General features: G+C 71.2%; 16 protein-coding genes. 14 read left to right on the forward strand and 2 right to left on the reverse strand.

Going from position 1 to position 19,516, the window contains the following annotated elements:
- The first annotated feature begins 54 nt into the window (after positions 1-54).
- Positions 55-1,506 carry a helix-turn-helix domain-containing protein gene (locus tag AC3A3J_RS04025; protein ID WP_487671046.1) on the forward strand — a complete coding sequence of 484 codons (1,452 nt, stop codon included), beginning with the start codon at positions 55-57 and terminating at the stop codon, positions 1,504-1,506.
- A 148-nt stretch (positions 1,507-1,654) separates the two neighbouring features.
- Here the strand turns inward: AC3A3J_RS04025 and AC3A3J_RS04030 are convergent, their stop codons facing one another.
- Complete coding sequence (locus AC3A3J_RS04030) at positions 1,655-2,416, reverse strand: amino acid deaminase (protein WP_487671047.1); 762 nt, start codon at positions 2,414-2,416, stop codon at positions 1,655-1,657.
- Positions 2,417-2,534: 118 nt separating this feature from the next.
- Here AC3A3J_RS04030 and AC3A3J_RS04035 point away from each other — a divergent pair, with 118 nt between their 5' ends.
- Genes AC3A3J_RS04035 through AC3A3J_RS04060 form a run of 6 tightly spaced genes read left to right on the forward strand, consistent with a single transcriptional unit; the run spans position 2,535 to position 7,567 of the window.
- Positions 2,535-3,239 carry an HAD family hydrolase gene (locus AC3A3J_RS04035; RefSeq protein ID WP_487671048.1) on the forward strand — a complete coding sequence of 235 codons (705 nt, stop codon included), beginning with the start codon at positions 2,535-2,537 and terminating at the stop codon, positions 3,237-3,239.
- 2 nt (positions 3,240-3,241) lie between these two features.
- Positions 3,242-4,231 (forward strand): phosphate/phosphite/phosphonate ABC transporter substrate-binding protein, encoded by a 990-nt coding sequence (locus AC3A3J_RS04040; protein ID WP_487671049.1) that lies wholly within the window; start codon positions 3,242-3,244, stop codon positions 4,229-4,231.
- A gap of 1 nt (position 4,232) precedes the next feature.
- Entirely contained in the window at positions 4,233-5,057 is an 825-nt protein-coding gene (gene phnC / locus AC3A3J_RS04045) for a phosphonate ABC transporter ATP-binding protein (protein ID WP_487671050.1), read from the forward strand.
- Entirely contained in the window at positions 5,054-5,875 is an 822-nt protein-coding gene (gene phnE, locus AC3A3J_RS04050; RefSeq protein WP_487671051.1) for a phosphonate ABC transporter, permease protein PhnE, read from the forward strand. The genes phnC and phnE (AC3A3J_RS04050) overlap by 4 nt, the downstream gene beginning before the upstream one ends.
- The gene (gene phnE / locus AC3A3J_RS04055) at positions 5,872-6,720 is read left to right on the forward strand and encodes a phosphonate ABC transporter, permease protein PhnE (protein WP_487671052.1); all 849 of its coding nucleotides are present in this window, start codon (positions 5,872-5,874) and stop codon (positions 6,718-6,720) included. The genes phnE (AC3A3J_RS04050) and phnE (AC3A3J_RS04055) overlap by 4 nt, the downstream gene beginning before the upstream one ends.
- Complete coding sequence (locus AC3A3J_RS04060; RefSeq protein WP_487671053.1) at positions 6,707-7,567, forward strand: MurR/RpiR family transcriptional regulator; 861 nt, start codon at positions 6,707-6,709, stop codon at positions 7,565-7,567. The genes phnE (AC3A3J_RS04055) and AC3A3J_RS04060 overlap by 14 nt, the downstream gene beginning before the upstream one ends.
- Positions 7,568-7,785: 218 nt before the next feature.
- On the opposite strand, the gene AC3A3J_RS04065 is transcribed toward AC3A3J_RS04060, so the two are convergent.
- Positions 7,786-9,297, reverse strand: coding sequence for a PucR family transcriptional regulator (locus AC3A3J_RS04065; protein ID WP_487671054.1), 1,512 nt, complete (start codon positions 9,295-9,297; stop codon positions 7,786-7,788).
- Between the two features lie 99 nt (positions 9,298-9,396).
- Here AC3A3J_RS04065 and gabT point away from each other — a divergent pair, with 99 nt between their 5' ends.
- From gabT to poxB, 7 genes are all read left to right on the forward strand, one after another.
- Positions 9,397-10,758: a 4-aminobutyrate--2-oxoglutarate transaminase gene (gene gabT / locus AC3A3J_RS04070; RefSeq protein ID WP_487671055.1), complete on the forward strand. Its 1,362-nt coding sequence runs from the start codon at positions 9,397-9,399 to the stop codon at positions 10,756-10,758.
- 87 nt (positions 10,759-10,845) lie between these two features.
- Entirely contained in the window at positions 10,846-12,225 is a 1,380-nt protein-coding gene (locus AC3A3J_RS04075; protein WP_487671056.1) for a flavin monoamine oxidase family protein, read from the forward strand.
- Positions 12,222-13,106 carry a universal stress protein gene (locus AC3A3J_RS04080; RefSeq protein WP_487671057.1) on the forward strand — a complete coding sequence of 295 codons (885 nt, stop codon included), beginning with the start codon at positions 12,222-12,224 and terminating at the stop codon, positions 13,104-13,106. The genes AC3A3J_RS04075 and AC3A3J_RS04080 overlap by 4 nt, the downstream gene beginning before the upstream one ends.
- Entirely contained in the window at positions 13,106-14,647 is a 1,542-nt protein-coding gene (locus AC3A3J_RS04085; protein ID WP_487671058.1) for an APC family permease, read from the forward strand. The genes AC3A3J_RS04080 and AC3A3J_RS04085 overlap by 1 nt, the downstream gene beginning before the upstream one ends.
- Before the next feature lie 24 nt (positions 14,648-14,671).
- A complete protein-coding gene (locus AC3A3J_RS04090; protein WP_487671059.1) occupies positions 14,672-16,147 on the forward strand; it encodes an NAD-dependent succinate-semialdehyde dehydrogenase in 1,476 nt (491 codons plus the stop codon).
- Positions 16,148-16,170: 23 nt separating this feature from the next.
- Positions 16,171-17,535 carry an NAD-dependent succinate-semialdehyde dehydrogenase gene (locus tag AC3A3J_RS04095; RefSeq protein WP_487671060.1) on the forward strand — a complete coding sequence of 455 codons (1,365 nt, stop codon included), beginning with the start codon at positions 16,171-16,173 and terminating at the stop codon, positions 17,533-17,535.
- Between the two features lie 198 nt (positions 17,536-17,733).
- On the forward strand, positions 17,734-19,458 hold the full coding sequence (poxB, locus tag AC3A3J_RS04100; protein WP_487671061.1) for a ubiquinone-dependent pyruvate dehydrogenase: 1,725 nt from the start codon (positions 17,734-17,736) through the stop codon (positions 19,456-19,458).
- The last annotated feature ends 58 nt before the right edge of the window (positions 19,459-19,516 follow it).

Below are 19,516 nucleotides of genomic sequence, written 5' to 3' on the forward strand. Positions count from 1 at the left end.
CGAGTTTCGGGAGAAGTTCGAGCGAAATTCTGTTTTCGTGACAGAATCGGCCGCATGAGCCTCGACGTCGACGCAGAAGAGACCGACGCCCTCACGATCGGGCGGCGCATCCGACGGCTGCGCACGGCCCAGGGGATGACCCTCGACGACCTCGCCGCCGCGATCGGCCGCGCACCCAGCCAGGTGTCGATGATCGAGACCGGCAAGCGCGAGCCGAAGCTCACCCAGCTGCAGACGATCGCCCGCGCCCTCGGCGTCGCCCTCGACGCCCTGCTCGAAGGGGAACCGCTCGACGAGCGCAGCGCCCTCGAGGTCGCGCTGGAACGCGCGATGAAGGGCCAGACCTTCCAGGCGCTCGGCATCGAGCCGTTCCGCATCGCGAAGTCCGTGCCGACGGATGCGCTCAAGGCCCTCCTGGCCCTGCACGGCGAGATCGACCGGCTCCGCGACGAGCGCGCGGCGACCCCCGAGGAGGCGCGCCGCGCGAACGTCGCGCTGCGCCACCTGATGCGCCGGCAGGACAACCACTTCGCCGACCTCGAGCAGAAGGCCGCCGAGATCCTCGCGGCGGTCGGGCATCCGGGCGGTCCGCTCACCCAGCGCACGGCATCCGAGATCGCGGCGTACCTCGGGTTCACCCTGCACTACGCGCCCGATCTGCCCCAGACCACCCGCAGCGTCGCCGATCTCGCGCATGGGCGCCTCTACCTGTCGAGCAGCGTGCCGGCCAAGGGCGATGCGCGCACCGCGGTGCTGCAGGCGCTCTCGAGTCGCATCCTCGGGCACGCCGAGCCCCGCAGCTACGCCGAGTTCCTGCGGCAGCGGGTCGAGACGAACTACCTCACCGGGGCGCTGCTCATTCCCGAGGCGCACGTGGTGCCGGCGCTGCGGGACGCGAAGGCCCGGCGGGCGATCTCGATCGAGGATCTGCGCGACGCGTACTCGGTCTCCTACGAGACGGCGGCGCACCGCTTCACGAATCTCGCGACCCGGCACCTCGACATCCCCGTGCACTTCTTGAAGGTGCACGAGTCGGGGACGATCACCAAGGCGTACGAGAACGACGACGTGAACTTCCCTACCGACCGCCTCGGTGCGATCGAGGGGCAGATGTGCTGCCGGCGATGGACGAGCCGGGTGGTGTTCGACGAGGACGACCGCTTCAACCCCTACTACCAGTACACCGACACCGGCAACGGCACGTATTGGTGCACGGCACGCGTCGAAGCGTCGAGCGAGGGGCTGCACTCGGTGAGCGTGGGTGTGCGCTTCGACGACACGAAGTGGTTCGTGGGGCGGGACACCCCGCACCGGGGCGTCTCGAAGCACTCGGTCGAGGTCTGCTGCCGCCGCGCTCCGGCCGAACTCGAGGAGCGCTGGCGCGAGCACTCCTGGCCGAACGTGAAGACCCCGCGCACGCTGCTCGCCACGCTCCCGACCGGCTCGTTCCCGGGCGTCGACACGACCGACGTGTACGAATTCCTCGAGGCGCACGCCCCCGACTGAGCCGCGTCGCTTCGCCGGCCGTTCCGGTCGCACGAGTGGTCGCTCTGGGGCGCCGCCAGCCGTTCCGGTCGCACGAGTGGTCGCTCTGAGGTCGTATTCCGACCGTTCGTGCGACGGGAACGGCGGGGCGCGTGTAGAGCGCGCGAGGTCAGGCGGCGTTCCAGCGCAGGCGCGGGGTGGCGGTGAACCCGGCCAGCGGGGCGGATGCCTCGGCGACGGGGAACATCGTCACGAGCAGTGGCGCGGCCCCGGGGTGCGGGGCGACCGCGTACGCGAGCGCCGCGGGGCCCGAGGCCGCGGTCAGCGCCACACGGGTCTCGCGGCCGTCGATCACAGCGGTCGCGGTCGTCGCGGTTGAGTTTGCTGCGGGGTCGGTCGCGGTCGTCGCGGTCGCGGTCGTGGCGGTGGTGGCCACGGCGGGGCCGGTCGCGGTCGGGCTCACGGCGGGACCGCTCGCGCCGGGCATGGTGAGCAGCGCGGACGCGGCGTCGGACGCGCGCGCGAGCAGGGTCGGTCCGTCGCGCCACGGGTGGAAGGCATCCGCCGCCCGCCCCAGCTGCGTGGCCAGCGCGCCGTCGAGCCACCGGTCGCGCTTCAGGCCGTAGGGCGTCTCGACGAGCGACAGCAGATAGCCGTAGCAGTGCAGGAGGCCGGCGTTGCCGACGGGCCAGGCAGCGTCGACGCCGGCGCGCGCATGCAGTTCGTCGAAGAGCGCGCGCGTGATCACGGCCGCCCCGGTGTTCTCGTCGACGACCGTCGAGCGGCCCCACCGGGCGAATCGCCCGGACGCGCGATCGTCGGCGAGCGAGGCGGCGAGCCAGGGGAGGGCGTCGACGGCCGCGCGGGCATCCGCCGCCGTGCCGTTCGCCGCCAGCCGAGCGGCGCGGGTGAGGTCGTCGAGTGTGGACACGGCGCTCACCATACGACAGCAACGTGGACGGAGTGTTCACGCTCCGTTCACGCCCTCGGGACCTGGCGTCCATTCTGACTCCTCACCATGGACGGAGCGTCCCCACAGAAAGAACTCCGTGACCTCTCTCCTCCTCTTCGACTTCGACGGCACCATCGCCCTCGGTGACGGCCCCGTGCTCGCCTATGCGCAGCAGATCGCCGACCGGCTCGCCGACAACGACGGCTTCGTCGACAGCATCCGCACCCTGCTCGACACCGCCGACGGCGAATCGCTCGACGGGTACGACGCCGTGCGCCGGGCGGCCGAGGCCCGCGGCGCCGACGGCGCCCTGCTCAGCGCCGCCTACCTCGCCAGCCGTTCGCTGCTCGCGACGGCGGATGCCCCCATCACGGCCCCCGCCGGTCTCGCCGCCTTCCTCGCGGGCGCCGGGGCCGTCGCCGACCGGGTGCTCGTCACGAACGCCCCGGCCATCCGCATCCCCGAGGCGCTGGATGACCTCGGCCTCGCCGGGCTCTTCGACCGCATCGTCACCGATGCCCGCAAGCCCGCCGGTCTCGCGGCGGTGCTCGATGCTCTGCCCGCGGAGACCCGCGTGCTGAGCATCGGCGACATCTGGCACAACGACCTCGCCCCCGCGCACACCCGCGGGCATGCGACCGCGCTCATCGGCGGGTTCGCCGATCCCCGCGCGACCCCCACGTACCGGGCAGCGACGTTCGCCGACCTCCTGCCCGATCTCGAGGCCTGGCTGCACGCCGACGGCCCCCACGACTCCCTCCCTTCCGTCCTCTCTCACACACCCACCCCCATCGAAGGATGACCATGCGCACCACCCCCTTCCGCCGCTCCGCCGCGGGCTTCGTCGCCGCCGGCGCTCTGCTGACCGTCGCGCTCGCCGGATGCTCGTCGAGCACCGCCGCGCCCGAGGGCTCGGCCGCCCCCGCCGAGGACCCGGACTCGATCGTGCTCGCCCTCGTGCCCTCGCAGGACCAGGACGGCCTCGTCGAGACCGCCGCCCCCCTCACCGACTACCTCACCGAGGAGCTCGGCATCGAGGTCACCGGCGTCGTCTCGAAGGACTACCAGGCCGCCGTCGAGGCCATGGGAGCCGGCCAGGCGCAGATCGGCTTCCTGCCGTCGCTGCAGCTGTGGCAGGCGAACGACATGTACGACGCCTCGGTCGTGCTGCAGACCGAGCGCAACGGCAACATCACCTACCCCGCGCAGTTCATGACGAACAACCCCGACAAGTACTGCGACGACGAGCCGGTCGAGCGCGACGGGATGCTGTTCTGCAACGGCGCCGACGCGATGACGGGGCCCGCCGGCCTCGACAGCATCGACAAGGTGAAGGGCGCGAAGGTCGCTCTGCTCGGCCCGGGGTCGCCCGCGGGCTACATCTACCCGGTGCTCGCGCTGCAGGAGGCCGGACTCGACACGGATGTCGACATCGAGCAGATCCCCGTGACGGCGAACGACGCCTCGGTGCTGGCCGTCTACAACGGCGACGCCGAGGTCGGCTTCAGCTTTTGGGACGCCCGCACGATCGTGAAGAAGGACACCCCGGACGTCGGGCAGAAGGTCGTCGTGTTCGCGATGACCGAGGAGATTCCGAACGACGGCGTCGCGGTGTCGAAGGACCTCTCGCCCGAGCTGCAGGAGCGCATCACGAAGGCGCTCGAGGACTTCTCGAACACCGAGGAGGGGTCGGAGATCCTCACCAGCATCTACTCCATCACCAAGCTCGCCCCTGCCGACCCCGACTCGCTCGACGTCGTGGCCCGCGCCGCCGAGGCTCTGGGGCTGCAGTAAGTTGTCCGACCAGATCCAGCACGTGGACGCCGCAGCTCGCGCTGCGGCGTCCACGCCGTGGTCGATCCGCCTCGACGACGTCACCGTGCGCTATCCGAACGGCACGATCGGGTTGAACCGCGTCTCGCTCGACATCGCCGCGGGCGAGATGGTGGCGGTCGTCGGGCTCTCGGGCTCGGGCAAGTCCACGCTCATCCGCACCATCAACGGTCTCGTCCCGGTCACCTCGGGAACGCTCGACGTGGGGGAGCACCGGGTCTCCGGCGCATCGCCTCGCACCCTCCGGCGCCTGCGCGGCGACATCGGCATGGTGTTCCAGGGCTTCAACCTCGCCGGTCGTGCGAGCGTGCTGCAGAACGTGCTCGTCGGGCGCCTCGCCCACACGTCGCTGTGGCGCACCCTGATCGGCGCCTACCCCGAGGCCGACAAGCAGCTGGCCTACCAGGCGCTCGACCGCGTCGGCATCCTGCCGAAGCTCCACTCGCGCGCCTCCGATCTGTCGGGCGGCCAGCAGCAGCGCGTCGCGATCGCCCGGGCACTCGCGCAGGAACCGCGCATCGTGCTGGCCGACGAACCCGTCGCGAGCCTCGACCCGCCCACGGCGCACGGCGTCATGAACGATCTGCGGCGCATCAACCGCGACCTCGGCATCACCGTGCTCGTCAACCTGCACCTGCTCGACCTCGCCCGCGAGTACGGGGCCCGCATGATCGGTATGCGCGCCGGCGCAGTGGTGTACGACGGGCCGGCGACGAGCGCGACGGATGCCGATTTCGAGAGCATCTACGGCCGCTCGCTGACTCCGGAAGACCGGTTGGACGCATGACGGCCCCCGCATCCGCGCCTGCCCCGCGTCCGCTCGACGTCCCACCCCGTCCGCCGGGGGCCTGGAAGGGCCCGGCGATCGTCGCCGTCGTCATGGCCGCGACCGTCGTCATGTGCCTGCCGGGCGTCGGGATCGGCGTCGACCTCGACGCGATCGCGCGCAACTGGCAGAACGGCGCCGACAAGGTCGTGAAGCTGCTCCTGCCCGACTGGAGCTTCTTCCCGCGCACCCTCCCGCCGTTGATCGAGACGCTGCAGATGGCGGTCATCGCCACCGCGATGGGGGCCGCGGTGTCGCTCCCGCTGAGCTTCTGGGCGGCGCGCGCGACCAATCCGAACGGACCGGCGCGCGTCGTCGTCCGCGGCATCCTCAATGTCGTGCGCAGCGTGCCCGACCTGCTGTACGCGGCGATCCTCGTGGCCATGGTCGGCGTCGGCGCGCTGCCCGGCATCCTCGCGCTGCTGCTGTTCAACGTCGGCATCATCGTGAAGCTCGTCTCCGAGGCCATCGACACGAACGACCGCGGCCCCCTCGAAGCCGGCCGCGCGGTCGGCGCGACCCAGGCCAAGATCAACCGCACCCTCGCCCTGCCCGACGCGTGGCCGGCGTTCGCGAACCAGACGCTCTACGTCTTCGAACTCAACGTGCGCGCCTCTACCGTGCTCGGACTCGTCGGCGCCGGCGGCATGGGCCTGCTCATCGACGCGGTTCGCACGTTCTACCGCTACGACCAGCTCTCGCTCATCATCCTGGAGATCCTCATCGTCGTCATCGTGATCGACCTCGTCTCCGACGCCGTGCGACGGAGGCTCGTATGACCGCCCCCCTCGCACCTTCACCGCCGCGGGCGAGCTCGACGCTCACCGCGATCCCCGACCGTCCGCGCCGGCCGTGGCTGATCGCCGGATGGGCGCTCGTCACCGCCGTCGTCGTCGTGGCGTTCTGGTCGATCGACATCAGCTGGTCGCGGCTCGCCGACCTGCCGTCCGAGGTCGTGCGCTACCTCGGGCTCATGTTCGCGAGCCCCGACTGGGAGAAGCTGCCCGAGGCGCTGTGGCAGACATGGCGCAGCATCGAGATGGCGTGGGTCGGAACCATCCTCGGCATCCTGCTCGCCACCCCGCTCAGCCTGCTCGCCGCCCGCGGCTTCGGGCCGGCATGGCTGCGATCGCTGCTGCGCGGTCTGTTCTCGCTCATCCGTGCGGTGCCCGAGATCATCATCGCCATCGTCATCCTCTCGGTCACCGGGCTCACGCCGTTCACGGGTGCGCTCGCGCTCGCGATCAACGGCGTCGGCACGCTCGGCAAGTGGGGCTACGAGGCGGTCGAGGCGGTGCCGCGCGGACCGATCGAGGCCGCGCGCGCGGCGGGCGGCGGCACATCGCAGGTGCTCCGGTGGGGTGTGTGGCCGCAGGCCGAACCCGCGTTCTGGTCGTTCTGGCTGTACCGGTTCGAGATCAACGTGCGCTCCTCGGCCGTGCTCGGATTGATCGGCGTCGGCGGCATCGGCGACATGCTCACGTCGTACACGCAGTACCGTGAGTGGTCGACGGTGGGCGTGCTGCTCATCGTGGTCGTGGCCGTGACGATGCTGATCGACGGGGCATCCGGAGCCATCCGCCGCCGCATCATGGAGGGAGCCCGCGCCCGTGTTCTCGCCTAGCGCGCCGCCCACCGCCCGCATCGCGGCGGTGCTCAACACCCTGCAGCCCGCCGAGCGCCGTGTGGCGGAGCTCATCGTCGAGGCGTCGGATGCCGTCGTCGAATGGACCGCGCAGGAGCTCGCCGAGCGGGCGGGCGTCGGCCGGGCGACCGTGGTGCGGGCCTGCCAGAGCTTCGGCTACCGCGGGTACCCGCAGCTGCGGGTCGCGTTGGCCTCCGAGCTGGGGGCGGCACCGGGAGACGCCGGCGTCGACCACGGCCCCGGCGTGCTCGGCCGCATGCGCGGCGAGATCGACCGAGTCGCGGCGTCGCTGCCGGCCCTCGCGAGTCTGCTCGACCCGGACGCGGTCGACGAGGCCGTGCGGGTCGCGGCATCCGCCCGTCGCCTGCTCGTGCTCGCGAACGGTCTCTCGTCGCCGATCGCGAACGACCTCGCGATGCGCCTCACGGCGTCCGGACGGTCGGCGGAGTTCATCGCCGACGCGATCGCACAGCAGATCGCAGCCCGCCACCTCACCGCCGACGACGTGTGCCTGATCGTCAGCGGCTCGGGGGCGAATGAGGCCAGCCTGCGCGTGGCCACCGCCGCGGCGCGGGGCGGGGCGACGGTGATCGCGCTCACGTCGTTCGCCTCGTCGGCCCTCACCGACGCGGCGTCGCTGTCGCTCGTGATCGCGCCGAGCGGGGTCAGCTTCCGCGACGAGCTGGAGCACACGTCGCGCGTGGCGTACCTCGTCTTCGCGGAGGTCTTCGCGGCAGCGGTCGCCTCCGTGCGCGGCACCTCAGCCACCGAGGCGCGCGCCCACGCCCTCGAGGTCGTCTCCGACAACCTCGACGACCGCCCCTGACCCCCCGCCGGCCCCCACCGCCGCCGCTTCCTCCCGGCCCGCCCCCAACCCCGCCCCTCCCAACCCCGCCCCACCTCCGCTCCCGTCGCAATTTCTGTCGCCCCGGCGTCCGGCAGGCGACAGAAAATGCGACGGGAGCGGAAGGAGCGAGGGAGCAGGGAGCAGGGGAGGGAGCGGAAGGAGCGAGGGAACAGGGAGCAGGGGGCCGGGGGAGGGGGCTAGTCGCGGGCGGTGGAGAGGAGAGCCCAGAGCTCGGCGCGGGCGGGGAACGACGACAGGTCGAGGCCGAGCAGCGCGGAGGCCTGCGCGATGCGCGAGCGCAGGGTGTGCCGATGGATGCCCAGCGCGGCGGCGGCCTGCTCGGCCCGGGCATCGTGCGCGAGCCAGGTGCGCAGCGTCTCCTCGAGGTTCGTGCCCCCGGCCGCGTTGTCGCGCAGGGGAGCGAGGCGCGACTCCGCGACCAGCCGGGCCTCGTCGGTCGCCAAGGCGGCGAGGATGCTGGTGCCCGCGGCATCCGTGAACCGCGCCACTCCCGTCTCGCCCGCCTGGCGCAGCGCGGTCGCCGCCTGCGCGTGCGCCCGCGAGAAGGCGTCGTACCCCTCGGGGGCCGAGACCCCGAGGCGGATGCCGAAGCGCGCCGCGACCTCGTCGAACAGACCGTCGTCCGCCGCCGAGACGCTCATCGTCATCCCCTCGTCCGACTCGGCCGCGAACACCGCGGTGCCGTGCTCGACGCGGCGCCGCTCCCACCATTCGTGCAGCGCGTCGACGGGGGCGTCGCGGGCGACGGCGACCACGACCGGCGCGGGCGGGAGTGATCCGAGCACCCGGCGGGCCAGCGTCGGGTCGTCGGCGAGGAGCGACGTCAGCAGCTGATCGTGCAGCCGCCGTCGGCTGCGGGTCGCCTGTTCGCTCTGCTCCAGCGCGAGGCCGACCATCGCGATCACCGAGGTCACGACCGTGCGCGCCTCGGGGTCGAGAGCGTCGGTCGCGAGCGCCATGACCCCGCGCAGCCGGCCGCCGCGCCCGATCGTGAAGAGCATGAAGGTGCGATCGCCGACGCTCAGCGACTGACCGGCTTCGAGGCCGCGGGTGAGCACGTCGCCGACGCGGGCCGACAGGTCGGCGAGCTCCTGCCCTGCGACGTCCTCGCGGGGATGCCCGTGCACGAGCGAACCGGCGGCGTCGAACAGTCCTGTCCACACGTCGAGGCGCCGGGCGAGCTCGGCGAGGATCGCGTCGAGTCCGCGCGGCCGGAGTGCGGCGAGGGCGAGACCGCGCTGGGCGTCGAGAGCCCAGGAGCGCCGCGCGTACGCCTGCGCGGCGATGGCCTCGGAGTGCGCGCGAGCCACGGCGATGAAGGGAATGCGGTACGGCACCTCGAACAGCGGCATGCCGCGCGCGGCGCACGCGTCGACGAGTTCGTCCGGCACGCCGTGGCGGTGCACGTCGGTGCCGAACCCGAGACCGCGCACGCCCCGGTCGGCGAGCCGCCCGACGTAGGCGTCGATGCCGGCCGGGTCGTCGAACTGGGTGCCGGTGGTGAGCAGCACGAGGTCTTCGGCGAGGAACGGGGTGGGGTCGGCGAGGTCCGAGCTGTGCACCCAGCGCAGCGGATGATCGAGCGCGCCGTCCGGCAGGCCGGGTTCGTCGGATATCAGCCGCAGGCCGAGGTCGCGTCGTCGCAGGAGGGCGCGCAGCGTCGGCTGCGCGGGCGGGGAGGCGGCCATGGATGCTCCTGCCGAGGGTGTACACGCGGGCGAACAGCTTAGTCAGATTGTACAGTTCGGCGAATGCATCCGTGGGAATACCGGTCGTACGCTCGCGACATGGCACTCGTCGACACCGCACCCACCGCCGTCCCCCTCGGAGGACCGGAGCTCCCGCAGGAGCGCCGCCTCGTCACCGAACTCCCCGGGCCCCGCTCGGCGGAACTGCTGGCGCGCAAGGCCGAGGCCGTGCCCGCGGGCGTGGGACACACCGTGCCGATCGCCGCCGTCGCCGCCGGTGGTGGCGTGGTCGTCGACGCCGACGGCAACTCGCTCATCGACCTCGGCTCCGGCATCGCCGTGACCACCGTCGGCAACGCCCACCCCAAGGTCGCCGCCGCCGTGGCCGCGCAGGCCGCGCAGTTCACCCACACCTGCTTCATGATCTCGCCGTACGAGTCGTACGTCGCCGTCGCCGAGGCGCTCAACCGCGTCACCCCCGGCGACTTCGCCAAGAAGAGCGCTCTGTTCAACTCGGGCGCCGAAGCCGTCGAGAACGCGATCAAGATCGCCCGCAAGCACACCGGCCGTCAGGCCGTCGTCGCCTTCGACCACGGCTACCACGGCCGCACCAACCTCACCATGGCGCTCACGGCCAAGTCGATGCCGTACAAGAGCGGCTTCGGCCCCTTCGCCCCCGAGGTGTACCGCGCCCCCATGTCGTACCCGTTCCGCGACGGACTCTCGGGTGCCGACGCCGCAGCGCGCGCGATCCTGCAGCTCGAGAAGCAGATCGGCGCCGACAACCTCGCCGCGATCATCATCGAACCCATTCAGGGCGAGGGCGGCTTCATCGTCCCCGCCGAGGGCTTCCTCCCCGCTCTGCAGGAATGGAGCCGCGCGAACGGCGTCGTCTTCATCGCCGACGAGGTGCAGACCGGCTTCGCCCGCACCGGCCACATGTTCGCCAGCGAGATCTTCGGCATCGAGCCCGACCTGATCACCACCGCCAAGGGCATCGCGGGCGGGCTGCCGCTCGCCGCGGTCACCGGCCGTGCCGAGATCATGGACGCCTCGCACGCCGGCGGCCTCGGCGGCACCTACGGCGGCAACCCGATCGCCTGCGCCGCCGCGCTCGCCGCGATCGACGTCTTCGAGAACGACGGAGTGATCGAGCGGGCCCGCGAGATCGGCGAACTGCTCGTCTCGCGCCTCACCGCGATGCAGAGCAGCGATCCGCGCGTCGGCGATGTGCGCGGCCACGGCGCGATGGTCGCGGCCGAGTTCGTCGACCCCGAGACGAAGGCTCCGGACGCCGCCCTCACGGCCGCCGTCGCCAAGGCCGCGATCGCCCAGGGCGTCATCGTGCTCACCTGCGGCACCTACGGCAACGTCATCCGCTTCCTGCCGCCGCTGTCGATCGGCGACGACCTGCTGAACGAGGGCCTCGACATCGTGCAGGCGGCGCTCGCCTCCGCCTGACCCGCTCGTCCGGTCGCGACCCCGATCGGGGGATGGGGGTCGCGACCGGCAAACCTCCCTGGCATCCACGACGAAGGAGTTGCACCCATGGCCGAGATCACGCGCGACGTGCTCATCATCGGAGCCGGCGCCGCCGGCCTCACCGCGGCGAACGACCTGCGCAAGGCGGGACTCTCGGTCGCTGTGCTCGAAGCGCGCGACCGCGTCGGCGGTCGCCTGTGGACCGACGTGATCGAGGGGGCGATGCTCGAACTCGGCGGCCAGTGGGTCTCGCCCGACCAGCAGGCCTTGATCGACACGCTCGACGAGCTGGGGCTCGAGACGTACAGCCGCTACCGCGAGGGCGACAGCGTGTACGTCGGCCCCGACGGCACCGTCTCGCGCTTCACGGGCGAGATGTTCCCCGTGTCGGCCGAGACCGAGCGCGTGATCGCCGAGATCACCGAACGGCTCGATGCGATGGTCGCCGAGATCGACCCCGACCGTCCGTGGGAGCATCCGAACGCCGCCGAGTGGGACACCGTCACGTGGGATGCCTGGCTCCGCCAGCAGACCGACGACGACGAGGCCGTGCGCAATCTCGCGTTCGCCACGGGGTCGGCGATGCTCACGAAGCCGACGCACGCGTTCTCGCTGCTGCAGTCGCTGCTCATGGCGGCGTCTGCCGGGTCGTACTCGAACCTCGTCGACGCCGACTTCATCCTCGACAAGCGCGTCGTCGGCGGCCTGCAGCAGGTGCCGATCCGGCTGGCCGAGCGCCTCGGCGACGACGTCCTCCTGAACCAGCCGGTGCGTTCGCTCGAATGGGGCGACGCCGGGGTCACCGCCACGACCGACGCGCTCACGGTGCGCGCCCGGTTCGCCGTGCTCGCGCACGCCCCGATCCTCTACAACCGCATCTCGTTCACGCCGCCGCTGCCGCGCCGCCAGCACCAGATGCACCAGCACCTGTCGATGGGCTTCGTCATCAAGGTGCACGCCGTCTACGACCGCCCGTTCTGGCGCGACAAGGGTCTCAGCGGCACCGCGTTCAGCCCCTACGAGCTGTCGCACGAGGCCTACGACAACTCCAACCACGGCGACGAGCGCGGAACCCTGGTCGGCTTCGTCTCCGACCAGAACGCCGACGACCTGTTCACGCTGTCGGCCGAGGAGCGCAAGGAGCGCATCCTCGAATCCCTCTCGCACTACTACGGCCCGGAGGCCAAGGACCCGGTCGTCTACTACGAGAGCGACTGGGGCACCGAGGAGTGGACCCGCGGCGCCTACGCCGCCAGCTTCGACATGGGCGGCCTGCACCGCTACGGGGCCGACCTGCGCACGCCCGTCGGCCCCATCCACTTCGCCTGCAGCGACATGGCGGGCGCCGGATACCAGCACGTCGATGGGGCGATCCGCATGGGACACCTCGTGGCCGCGAACATCGTCGAGACCGCCCGCGCGGGCGCGGCTGCGAGCGAAGGATGACCGCCGCGATCGTCGTCGGGTACACGGCGACGGATGCCGGGGCGGATGCCGCGGCACTCGGCGCGCGCCTCGCGCGCAGCACCGGCGCCGAACTGCACCTCGTGACGGTGCTGCCCGCCGAGGGAACGCGGAGCGCCGTCGTGCCCAAGGAGCGCGCGTACGAGGACCACATCCGCGCTCAGGCGCGGCAGTGGCTGCAGGGTGCCATCGTGCGACTCCCGCGCGATGTCGCCGCCGTCGGCCACGTGCGCATCGCCGAGTCGTTCGCCGAGGGGCTCATCGCCGCGGGCGAGGAGTTCGGCGCACGGCTGATCGTGATCGGCGCGGCAGGCGGGAGCATCCTCGGCCGCCACCGCCTCGGCACCGTCGCCTCGGAGCTGCTGCACTCGTCGACCATCCCCGTCGCCCTCGCCCCGGCCGGCACGGCCACCGAAGACGACCACGTGCTGCCGCGGGTCACCGCCGCGGTGGGCAACCGCCCGGGCGCCGACGTGCTGCTCGACGAGGCATCCGCCCTCGCCGCCGCCGGTCGGGTCGACCTGCGCCTCGTGTCGCTCGTGCCCTTCGACGTGCCTCCGGGCCTCGACACCGGTGCCATCCGCGTGGTCGGCGACGAGCACGCCGATCACGTGCGCGCGATCGCCGAGGAGCTGCTGCCGGACGGCAGCGCCGTCGCGGTCGAGCAGGCGCCCGGCGACTCGGTCGAAGACGCGGTCGCGAACCTCTCGTGGCTCCCCGGCGAGATCGTCCTCGTCGGCTCCAGTCGGCTGGCCCAGCCCCGCCGACTCTTCCTCGGCTCGACGGCGGCGAAGATGCTGCACGAGCTCCCCGTTCCCATGATCGTCGTCCCGCGCACCCGCGGGGAGGCAGGAGACCGCTGATGAGCAGCACCCCTCGGGCGACGGAGCCCGCCGCCGTCACGACCGGCATCTCGAGCAAGGGCCTCAGCGCCGGGACCGTCGGTCTGCTCGGCGCGATCGTGATCGGTATCTCGTGCATCGCCCCCGCGTACACGTTCACCGCCGCGGTCGGACCGACGGCCTCCACCGTCGGCGCGCAGATCCCCGCGATCATCCTCGTCGGCTTCATCCCGATGCTGCTCGTGGCGTTCGGGTATCGCGAGCTCAACAACCGCATGCCCGACTCGGGCACGTCGTTCACCTGGGCCACCCGCGCCTTCGGCCCGTGGATCGGCTGGATGGCCGGGTGGGGACTCGTCGTCGCGACCATCCTCGTGCTGTCGAACCTCGCCGGCATCGCCGTCGACTTCCTGTTCCTGCTGATCTCGCAGATCACGAACAACCCCGCCATCGCCGATCTCGCCAGCGTCACCTGGATCAACATCGGCGTCTGCCTGCTGTTCATGCTGGGGGCGACGTGGGTGTCGTACCGCGACATGCAGACCACGCAGAAGCTGCAGTACTGGCTGGTCGGCTTCCAGGTGCTCGTGCTGGTGTTCTTCGCGGGCGCCGCGATCGTGCAGGCTGTGAGCGGCAACGGGTTCGACTACCAGCCGTTCGACCTCAACTGGTTCAACCCGTTCGCCATCCCCACGTTCAGCGCCGTGGCCGCCGGCCTCTCGCTCTCCATCTTCATCTTCTGGGGGTGGGACGTCACCCTCACCATGAACGAGGAGACCACGGACCCCGAGAAGACCCCGGGTCGCGCCGCGACCGCCACGGTCCTGACGATCGTGACCCTCTACCTGCTGCTCGCCGTCGCGATGATCATGTTCGCCGGCATCGGCACGGGCGAACTCGGTCTCGGCAACGAAGACATCCAGGAGAACGTCTTCTTCCACCTCTCCGGACCCATCCTCGGACCCCTCGCGTTCCTCGTCTCGCTCGCGGTGCTCACCAGCTCGGCGTCGTCGCTGCAGTCGACCTTCGTCGGCCCGGCCCGCACGCTGCTCGCGATGGGGCACTACGGCGCGCTTCCCGGATCGTTCGCGAAGGTCAGCCCGCGCTTCTTCACCCCGGGCTACGCCACCATCGTCTCGGCGATCGTCGCGTCGGCGTTCTACGCGATCATGCGCGTCGTGAGCGAGAACACCCTGTGGGACACGATCCTCACCCTCGGCATGATGATCTGCTTCTACTACGGCATCACAGCGTTCGCGTGCGTCTGGTACTTCCGCCGCCAGTGGTTCGACTCGGTGCGAAACGTGTTCTTCACGTTCCTGTTCCCGCTCGTCGGCGGCATCATCCTCGCGGTGCTGTTCGTCACCACGCTCATCGACTCGATGGACCCGGCCTACGGCTCCGGTGCCGAGATCGGCGGGGTCGGGATCGTCTTCATCCTCGGCATCCTCATCATCGTCGTCGGCATCGCCGTGATGATCTGGAACGCCATCCGCCGCCCCGCGTTCTTCCGCGGCGAGACGCTCGGCATGGACGCCCCTGCCAGCCTCCGCCGCCGCTGACCCGCATCCCCACGAAGGAGAAACATGACCACGCAGACCGCCTCCGCCGAGCAGACGCTCCTCGACAGCATCCCCACCGGCCTCTTCATCGGCGGCGAATGGACGGATGCCGCATCCGGCGCGACCTTCGACGTGAAGGACCCCTCGACGGGTGACGTCATCCGCTCGATCGCCGACGCGACGCCGGAAGACGGCATCCGCGCCCTCGATGCGGCCGTCGCCGCGCAGGACGAGTGGGCGGCCACGGCGCCGCGCGTGCGCAGCGAGATCCTGCGCCGGGCGTTCGACCTCGTGCAGGAGCACAAGGAGGACCTGGCGCTGCTCATGACCCTCGAGATGGGCAAGCCCCTCGCCGAGGCCCGCGGCGAGGTCGTCTACGGCGGCGAGTTCCTGCGGTGGTTCAGCGAGGAGGCCGTGCGCATCAGCGGCCGCTACGGCATCAACCCCGAAGGCACCGGCCACATGGTCGTCTCGCAGCGCCCGGTGGGCCCGTCGTTCTTCGTGACGCCGTGGAACTTCCCGTTCGCGATGGCGACCCGCAAGATCGCGCCCGCGCTGGCCGCCGGCTGCACCGTCGTGATCAAGCCCCCGGCACTCACCCCGCTCACCACCCTCTTCTTCACGAAGCTGCTCGAAGAGGCGGGACTCCCGAAGGGCGTCGTGAACGTCGTGCAGACGTCGAAGTCGAGCGCCCTGTCGGCACCGATCATCGCCGACCCGCGCCTGCGCAAGCTGTCGTTCACCGGGTCGACCGAGGTCGGCCGCAAGCTCATCGCCCAGGCCGCCGAGGGTGTGCTGCGCGTGTCGATGGAGCTGGGCGGCAATGCGCCGTTCGTCGTGTTCGACGACGCCGACCTCGACAAGGCCGTGGAGGGCGCGCTGCTGGCGAAGTTCCGCAACATCGGCCAGGCGTGCACCGCGGCGAACCGCTTCATCGTGCACGAGGACGTGGCCGAGGAGTTCGCGCGCCGCGTCACCGAGCGCGTGCAGGCGATGAAGGTCGGGCGCGGCACCGAGGAGGGCGTCGCGATCGGCCCGCTCATCGACGAGGATGCCGTCGCCAAGGCCGAGGAGCTCGTGGGCGACGCGGTCGACCGCGGTGCGAAGCTGCTCGCCGGCGGCAAGGCCATCGAGGGCACCGGCACCTACTACGAGCCGACCGTGCTCACCGACGTCGTGCCCGGCAGCGCGATCCTGCGCGAGGAGATCTTCGGGCCGGTGCTCGCGATCTCGACCTTCTCGACCGAGGAGGACGCGGTGCGTCTCGCGAACGACACGGAGTACGGCCTCGTCTCGTACGTCTTCACCGAGAACCTGCAGCGCGGCCAGCGCATGATCGACGGTCTCGAGACCGGCATGATGGGTCTCAACGTGGGCGTCGTCTCGAACGCCGCCGCGCCGTTCGGCGGCGTCAAGCAGTCGGGTGTCGGCCGCGAGGGCGGTGCCGAGGGCATCCACGAGTACCTGTCCACCAAGTACACGCTGATCCCGGTCTCCTGACCGGCGCGACGAGAGGACGAGAAATGACCGACTACGCCGTCATCAACCCCGCCACCGGCGAGAAGCTGGCCTCCTACGACACGTTCACCGATGCGCAGATCGAGGAGGCGGTCGCCGCAGCCGCCGAGGCGCACCGCGACTGGTCGCGCTCGACCACCGTCGCCGAGCGCGCGGGCATCCTGCGCCGCGCCGCCGAGCTGCACCGCGAGCGCCGCGAAGAACTCGCCGACATCTTCGTGCGCGAGATGGGCAAGCCCCGCGAGGCAGCGCTCGGCGAGGTCGACTTCGCGGCCGACATCGCCGAGTACTACGCCGACCAGGCCGAGGCCATCATGGCCGACCAGCCCATCGCGATCCTGGGGGAGGGGTCGGCGATCATCCGCCGCTCGTCTCTGGGGCCGCTCGTGGGCATCATGCCGTGGAACTTCCCGGCGTACCAGATCGTGCGGTTCGCGGCGCCGAACCTCATCGTCGGCAACACGATCCTGCTCAAGCCCGCACCGCAGTGCCCCGAGTCGTCGACCGCGATCGAGGCGATCTACCACGACGCGGGCTTCCCGAAGGGCGCCTACCAGAACGTGCTGGCGACCAACGAGCAGATCGCCGACATGATCGCGGACCCGCGCGTGCAGGGCGTCTCGCTCACCGGTTCGGAGCGCGCGGGCGCGGCCGTCGCCGAGATCGCCGGACGCAACCTCAAGAAGGTCGCGCTCGAGCTCGGCGGGTCCGACCCGTTCATCGTGCTGTCGACCGACGACCTCGACGCCACCGTGCAGGCGGGCGTCGACGCGCGCCTCGACAACAACGGTCAGGCGTGCAACGGCGCGAAGCGCTTCATCGTCGTCGACGGCCTGTACGACGCCTTCGTCGAGAAGTTCACGGCGGCGATGGCGGCGGTCGAGGCATCCGATCCCTCGCTCGACGACACCGTGCTCGGACCGGTCTCGTCCGAGACGGCGGCCGAGAACCTGCAGAAGCAGATCGACACGGCCGTCGCGCAGGGCGCGACGCTGCTCACCGGCGGCACGCGCGACGGCGCGTTCTTCGCCCCGACCGTGCTCGCCGACGTCACGCCCGAGATGGACGTGTATCGCGAGGAGCTGTTCGGCCCCGCCGCGGTCGTCTACCGGGTCGCCGACGAGGACGCGGCGGTCGAGCTCGCGAACGACACGACGTTCGGCCTCGGCTCGTACGTGTTCACGACGGATGCCGAGCAGGCCGAGCGCGTGGCCGACAAGATCGAGGCCGGCATGGTCTACGTCAACCTCGTGCTGGCCGACAGCCCCGAGCTTCCCTTCGGGGGCGTGAAGCGCAGCGGCACGGCGCGGGAGCTGGGGCACCTCGCCGCGGACGAGTTCGTGAACAAGAAGCTCATCCGCATCGGCTGACCCTCCGCGCGTTCGCGAGCGGATCGGCGAGACACCGCTTCCGTCGCGAGACACCACGGGTGACGTGAGGTCTCGCGGCGCGAGTGGTGTCTCGCCGCGAGCACGAGCGCGGCCGCACGCACGAGCGGCGGGGCGGGGGTTGTCAAGGGCGGGGGAGCACCGGGCCGCAGCAGCGGTGACGGGCGTAGGGTCGAAGGCATGGCCACCGTCGCTGAGAACATCGTCCAGACACTCCGCACCAACGGCATCGAGCGGGTCTACGGCATCCCGGGGGACTCGCTCAACGGGTTCACCGATGCCCTGCGCAAAGACGGCTCCATTCGCTGGGTCCACGTCAGGCACGAGGAGTCCGCGGCCTTCGCCGCCGCCGCGGATGCTGCCGTGACGGGCGAGCTCACGGTCGTCGCCGGGTCGTGCGGCCCGGGCAACCTGCACCTCATCAACGGCCTCTACGACGCACAGCGGTCGCGGGTGCCGGTGCTCGCCATCGCCGCGCACATCCCCACGACCGAGATCGGCACCGGGTACTTCCAGGAGACCCACCCGCAGGAGCTCTTCCGCGAGTGCAGCGTCTACGTCGAGTACGTCGCCGACCCCCAGCAGATGCCCCGCCTGATGGAGATCGCGATGCGCGCCGCGATCGAGGAGCGCGGGGTCGCGGTGCTCGTCATCCCCGGCGACGTCGCTCTCGCCGAGATCCCGCAGAACCGCTCGGTGCGCATCGAGCGCACGCAGTCGGTCGTGGTGCCCAGCGGACCCGAGCTCGAGAAGGCGGCCACGCTGCTCAACGCGGCGAAGAAGGTCACCATCCTCGCCGGCGCCGGTGTCGCGGGTGCGCACGCTGAGGTGCTCGCGCTCGCCGAGGCGCTCGGCGCCCCGATCGTCCACGCCCTGCGCGGCAAGGAGTTCATCGAGCACGACAACCCGTACGACGTCGGAATGACGGGACTGCTCGGCTTCGCCTCGGGCTATCGGGCCATGGAGGCCGCCGACGCGGTGCTCGTTCTCGGCAGCGACTTCCCGTACCCGCAGTTCTACCCCGAGAAGGCGACGACCATCCAGGTCGACATCCGCGGGTCGCAGCTGGGCAAACGGCATCCGCTCGACCTCGGTCTCGTCGGCGACGTGCGCGCCACGGTCGACGCGCTGCTCCCGCGTCTCTCCCGCAAGGACGACCGTGGCCACCTCGACGACGCCCTCGCGCACTACCGCAAGACGCGGGCCAAGCTCGACGACCTCGCGGTGCCGACGAAGCGCGGTCGGCCCATCCACCCGCAGTACCTCGCGAAGCTGCTCAACGACCACGCCGCCGAAGATGCGATCTTCACGGCCGACGTGGGTTCGCCCACGGTCTGGGCGGCCCGCTACCTCACCATGACCGAGGGGCGGCGGCTGATCGGTTCGTTCACGCACGGCTCCATGGCGAATGCGCTCATGCACGGCATCGGCGCGCAGGTGGCGCAGCCCGGGCGTCAGGTGGTGGCGCTCGCCGGCGACGGCGGGCTCTCGATGATGCTCGGCGAACTGCTCACCGTCACGCAGAACGGTCTTCCGGTGAAGACGATCGTCGTGAACAACGCGTCGCTGAACTTCGTCGAGCTCGAGATGAAGGCGGCCGGGTTCGTGACCTACGGCACGGGTCTCGACAACCCGAGCTTCGCCGCGATCGCGGAGGCGATGGGCATCTACGCGCGTCGGGTGGAAGACAGCGAGGACCTGCCGGATGCCGTGCGCGACGTGCTCGCGCACGACGGTCCCGCGGTGCTCGACGTGGTCACCGAGCGGCAGGAGCTGTCGATGCCGCCGGCGATCGAGGCCGCGCAGGTCAAGGGCTTCACGCTGTACGCCATCCGGACGGTGCTCTCGGGTCGCGGCGACGAGCTGCTCGACCTCGCTCGCGCGAACTGGCGTCAGCTCTTCTGACGCCGCAGCCCGCCTGACCGCATGCGGCGAGCGCCCGCCCGGCTCTCATCGAACCGGG

This window comes from Microbacterium sp. Soil_N32, from assembly GCF_057655505.1.

Excerpts from the sequence above, each read along its gene's own strand:
- poxB (WP_487671061.1), top strand. The coding sequence starts at position 17,734 with ATGGCCACCGTCGCTGAGAACATCGTCCAGACACTCCGCACCAACGGC.
- AC3A3J_RS04085 (WP_487671058.1), top strand. The coding sequence starts at position 13,106 with ATGAGCAGCACCCCTCGGGCGACGGAGCCCGCCGCCGTCACGACCGGC.
- AC3A3J_RS04095 (WP_487671060.1), top strand. The coding sequence starts at position 16,171 with ATGACCGACTACGCCGTCATCAACCCCGCCACCGGCGAGAAGCTGGCC.
- AC3A3J_RS04025 (WP_487671046.1), top strand. The coding sequence starts at position 55 with ATGAGCCTCGACGTCGACGCAGAAGAGACCGACGCCCTCACGATCGGG.
- phnE (WP_487671051.1), top strand. The coding sequence starts at position 5,054 with ATGACGGCCCCCGCATCCGCGCCTGCCCCGCGTCCGCTCGACGTCCCA.
- AC3A3J_RS04075 (WP_487671056.1), top strand. The coding sequence starts at position 10,846 with ATGGCCGAGATCACGCGCGACGTGCTCATCATCGGAGCCGGCGCCGCC.
- AC3A3J_RS04090 (WP_487671059.1), top strand. The coding sequence starts at position 14,672 with ATGACCACGCAGACCGCCTCCGCCGAGCAGACGCTCCTCGACAGCATC.
- AC3A3J_RS04065 (WP_487671054.1), bottom strand. The coding sequence starts at position 9,297 with ATGGCCGCCTCCCCGCCCGCGCAGCCGACGCTGCGCGCCCTCCTGCGA.
- AC3A3J_RS04080 (WP_487671057.1), top strand. The coding sequence starts at position 12,222 with ATGACCGCCGCGATCGTCGTCGGGTACACGGCGACGGATGCCGGGGCG.
- AC3A3J_RS04040 (WP_487671049.1), top strand. The coding sequence starts at position 3,242 with ATGCGCACCACCCCCTTCCGCCGCTCCGCCGCGGGCTTCGTCGCCGCC.
- gabT (WP_487671055.1), top strand. The coding sequence starts at position 9,397 with ATGGCACTCGTCGACACCGCACCCACCGCCGTCCCCCTCGGAGGACCG.
- phnE (WP_487671052.1), top strand. The coding sequence starts at position 5,872 with ATGACCGCCCCCCTCGCACCTTCACCGCCGCGGGCGAGCTCGACGCTC.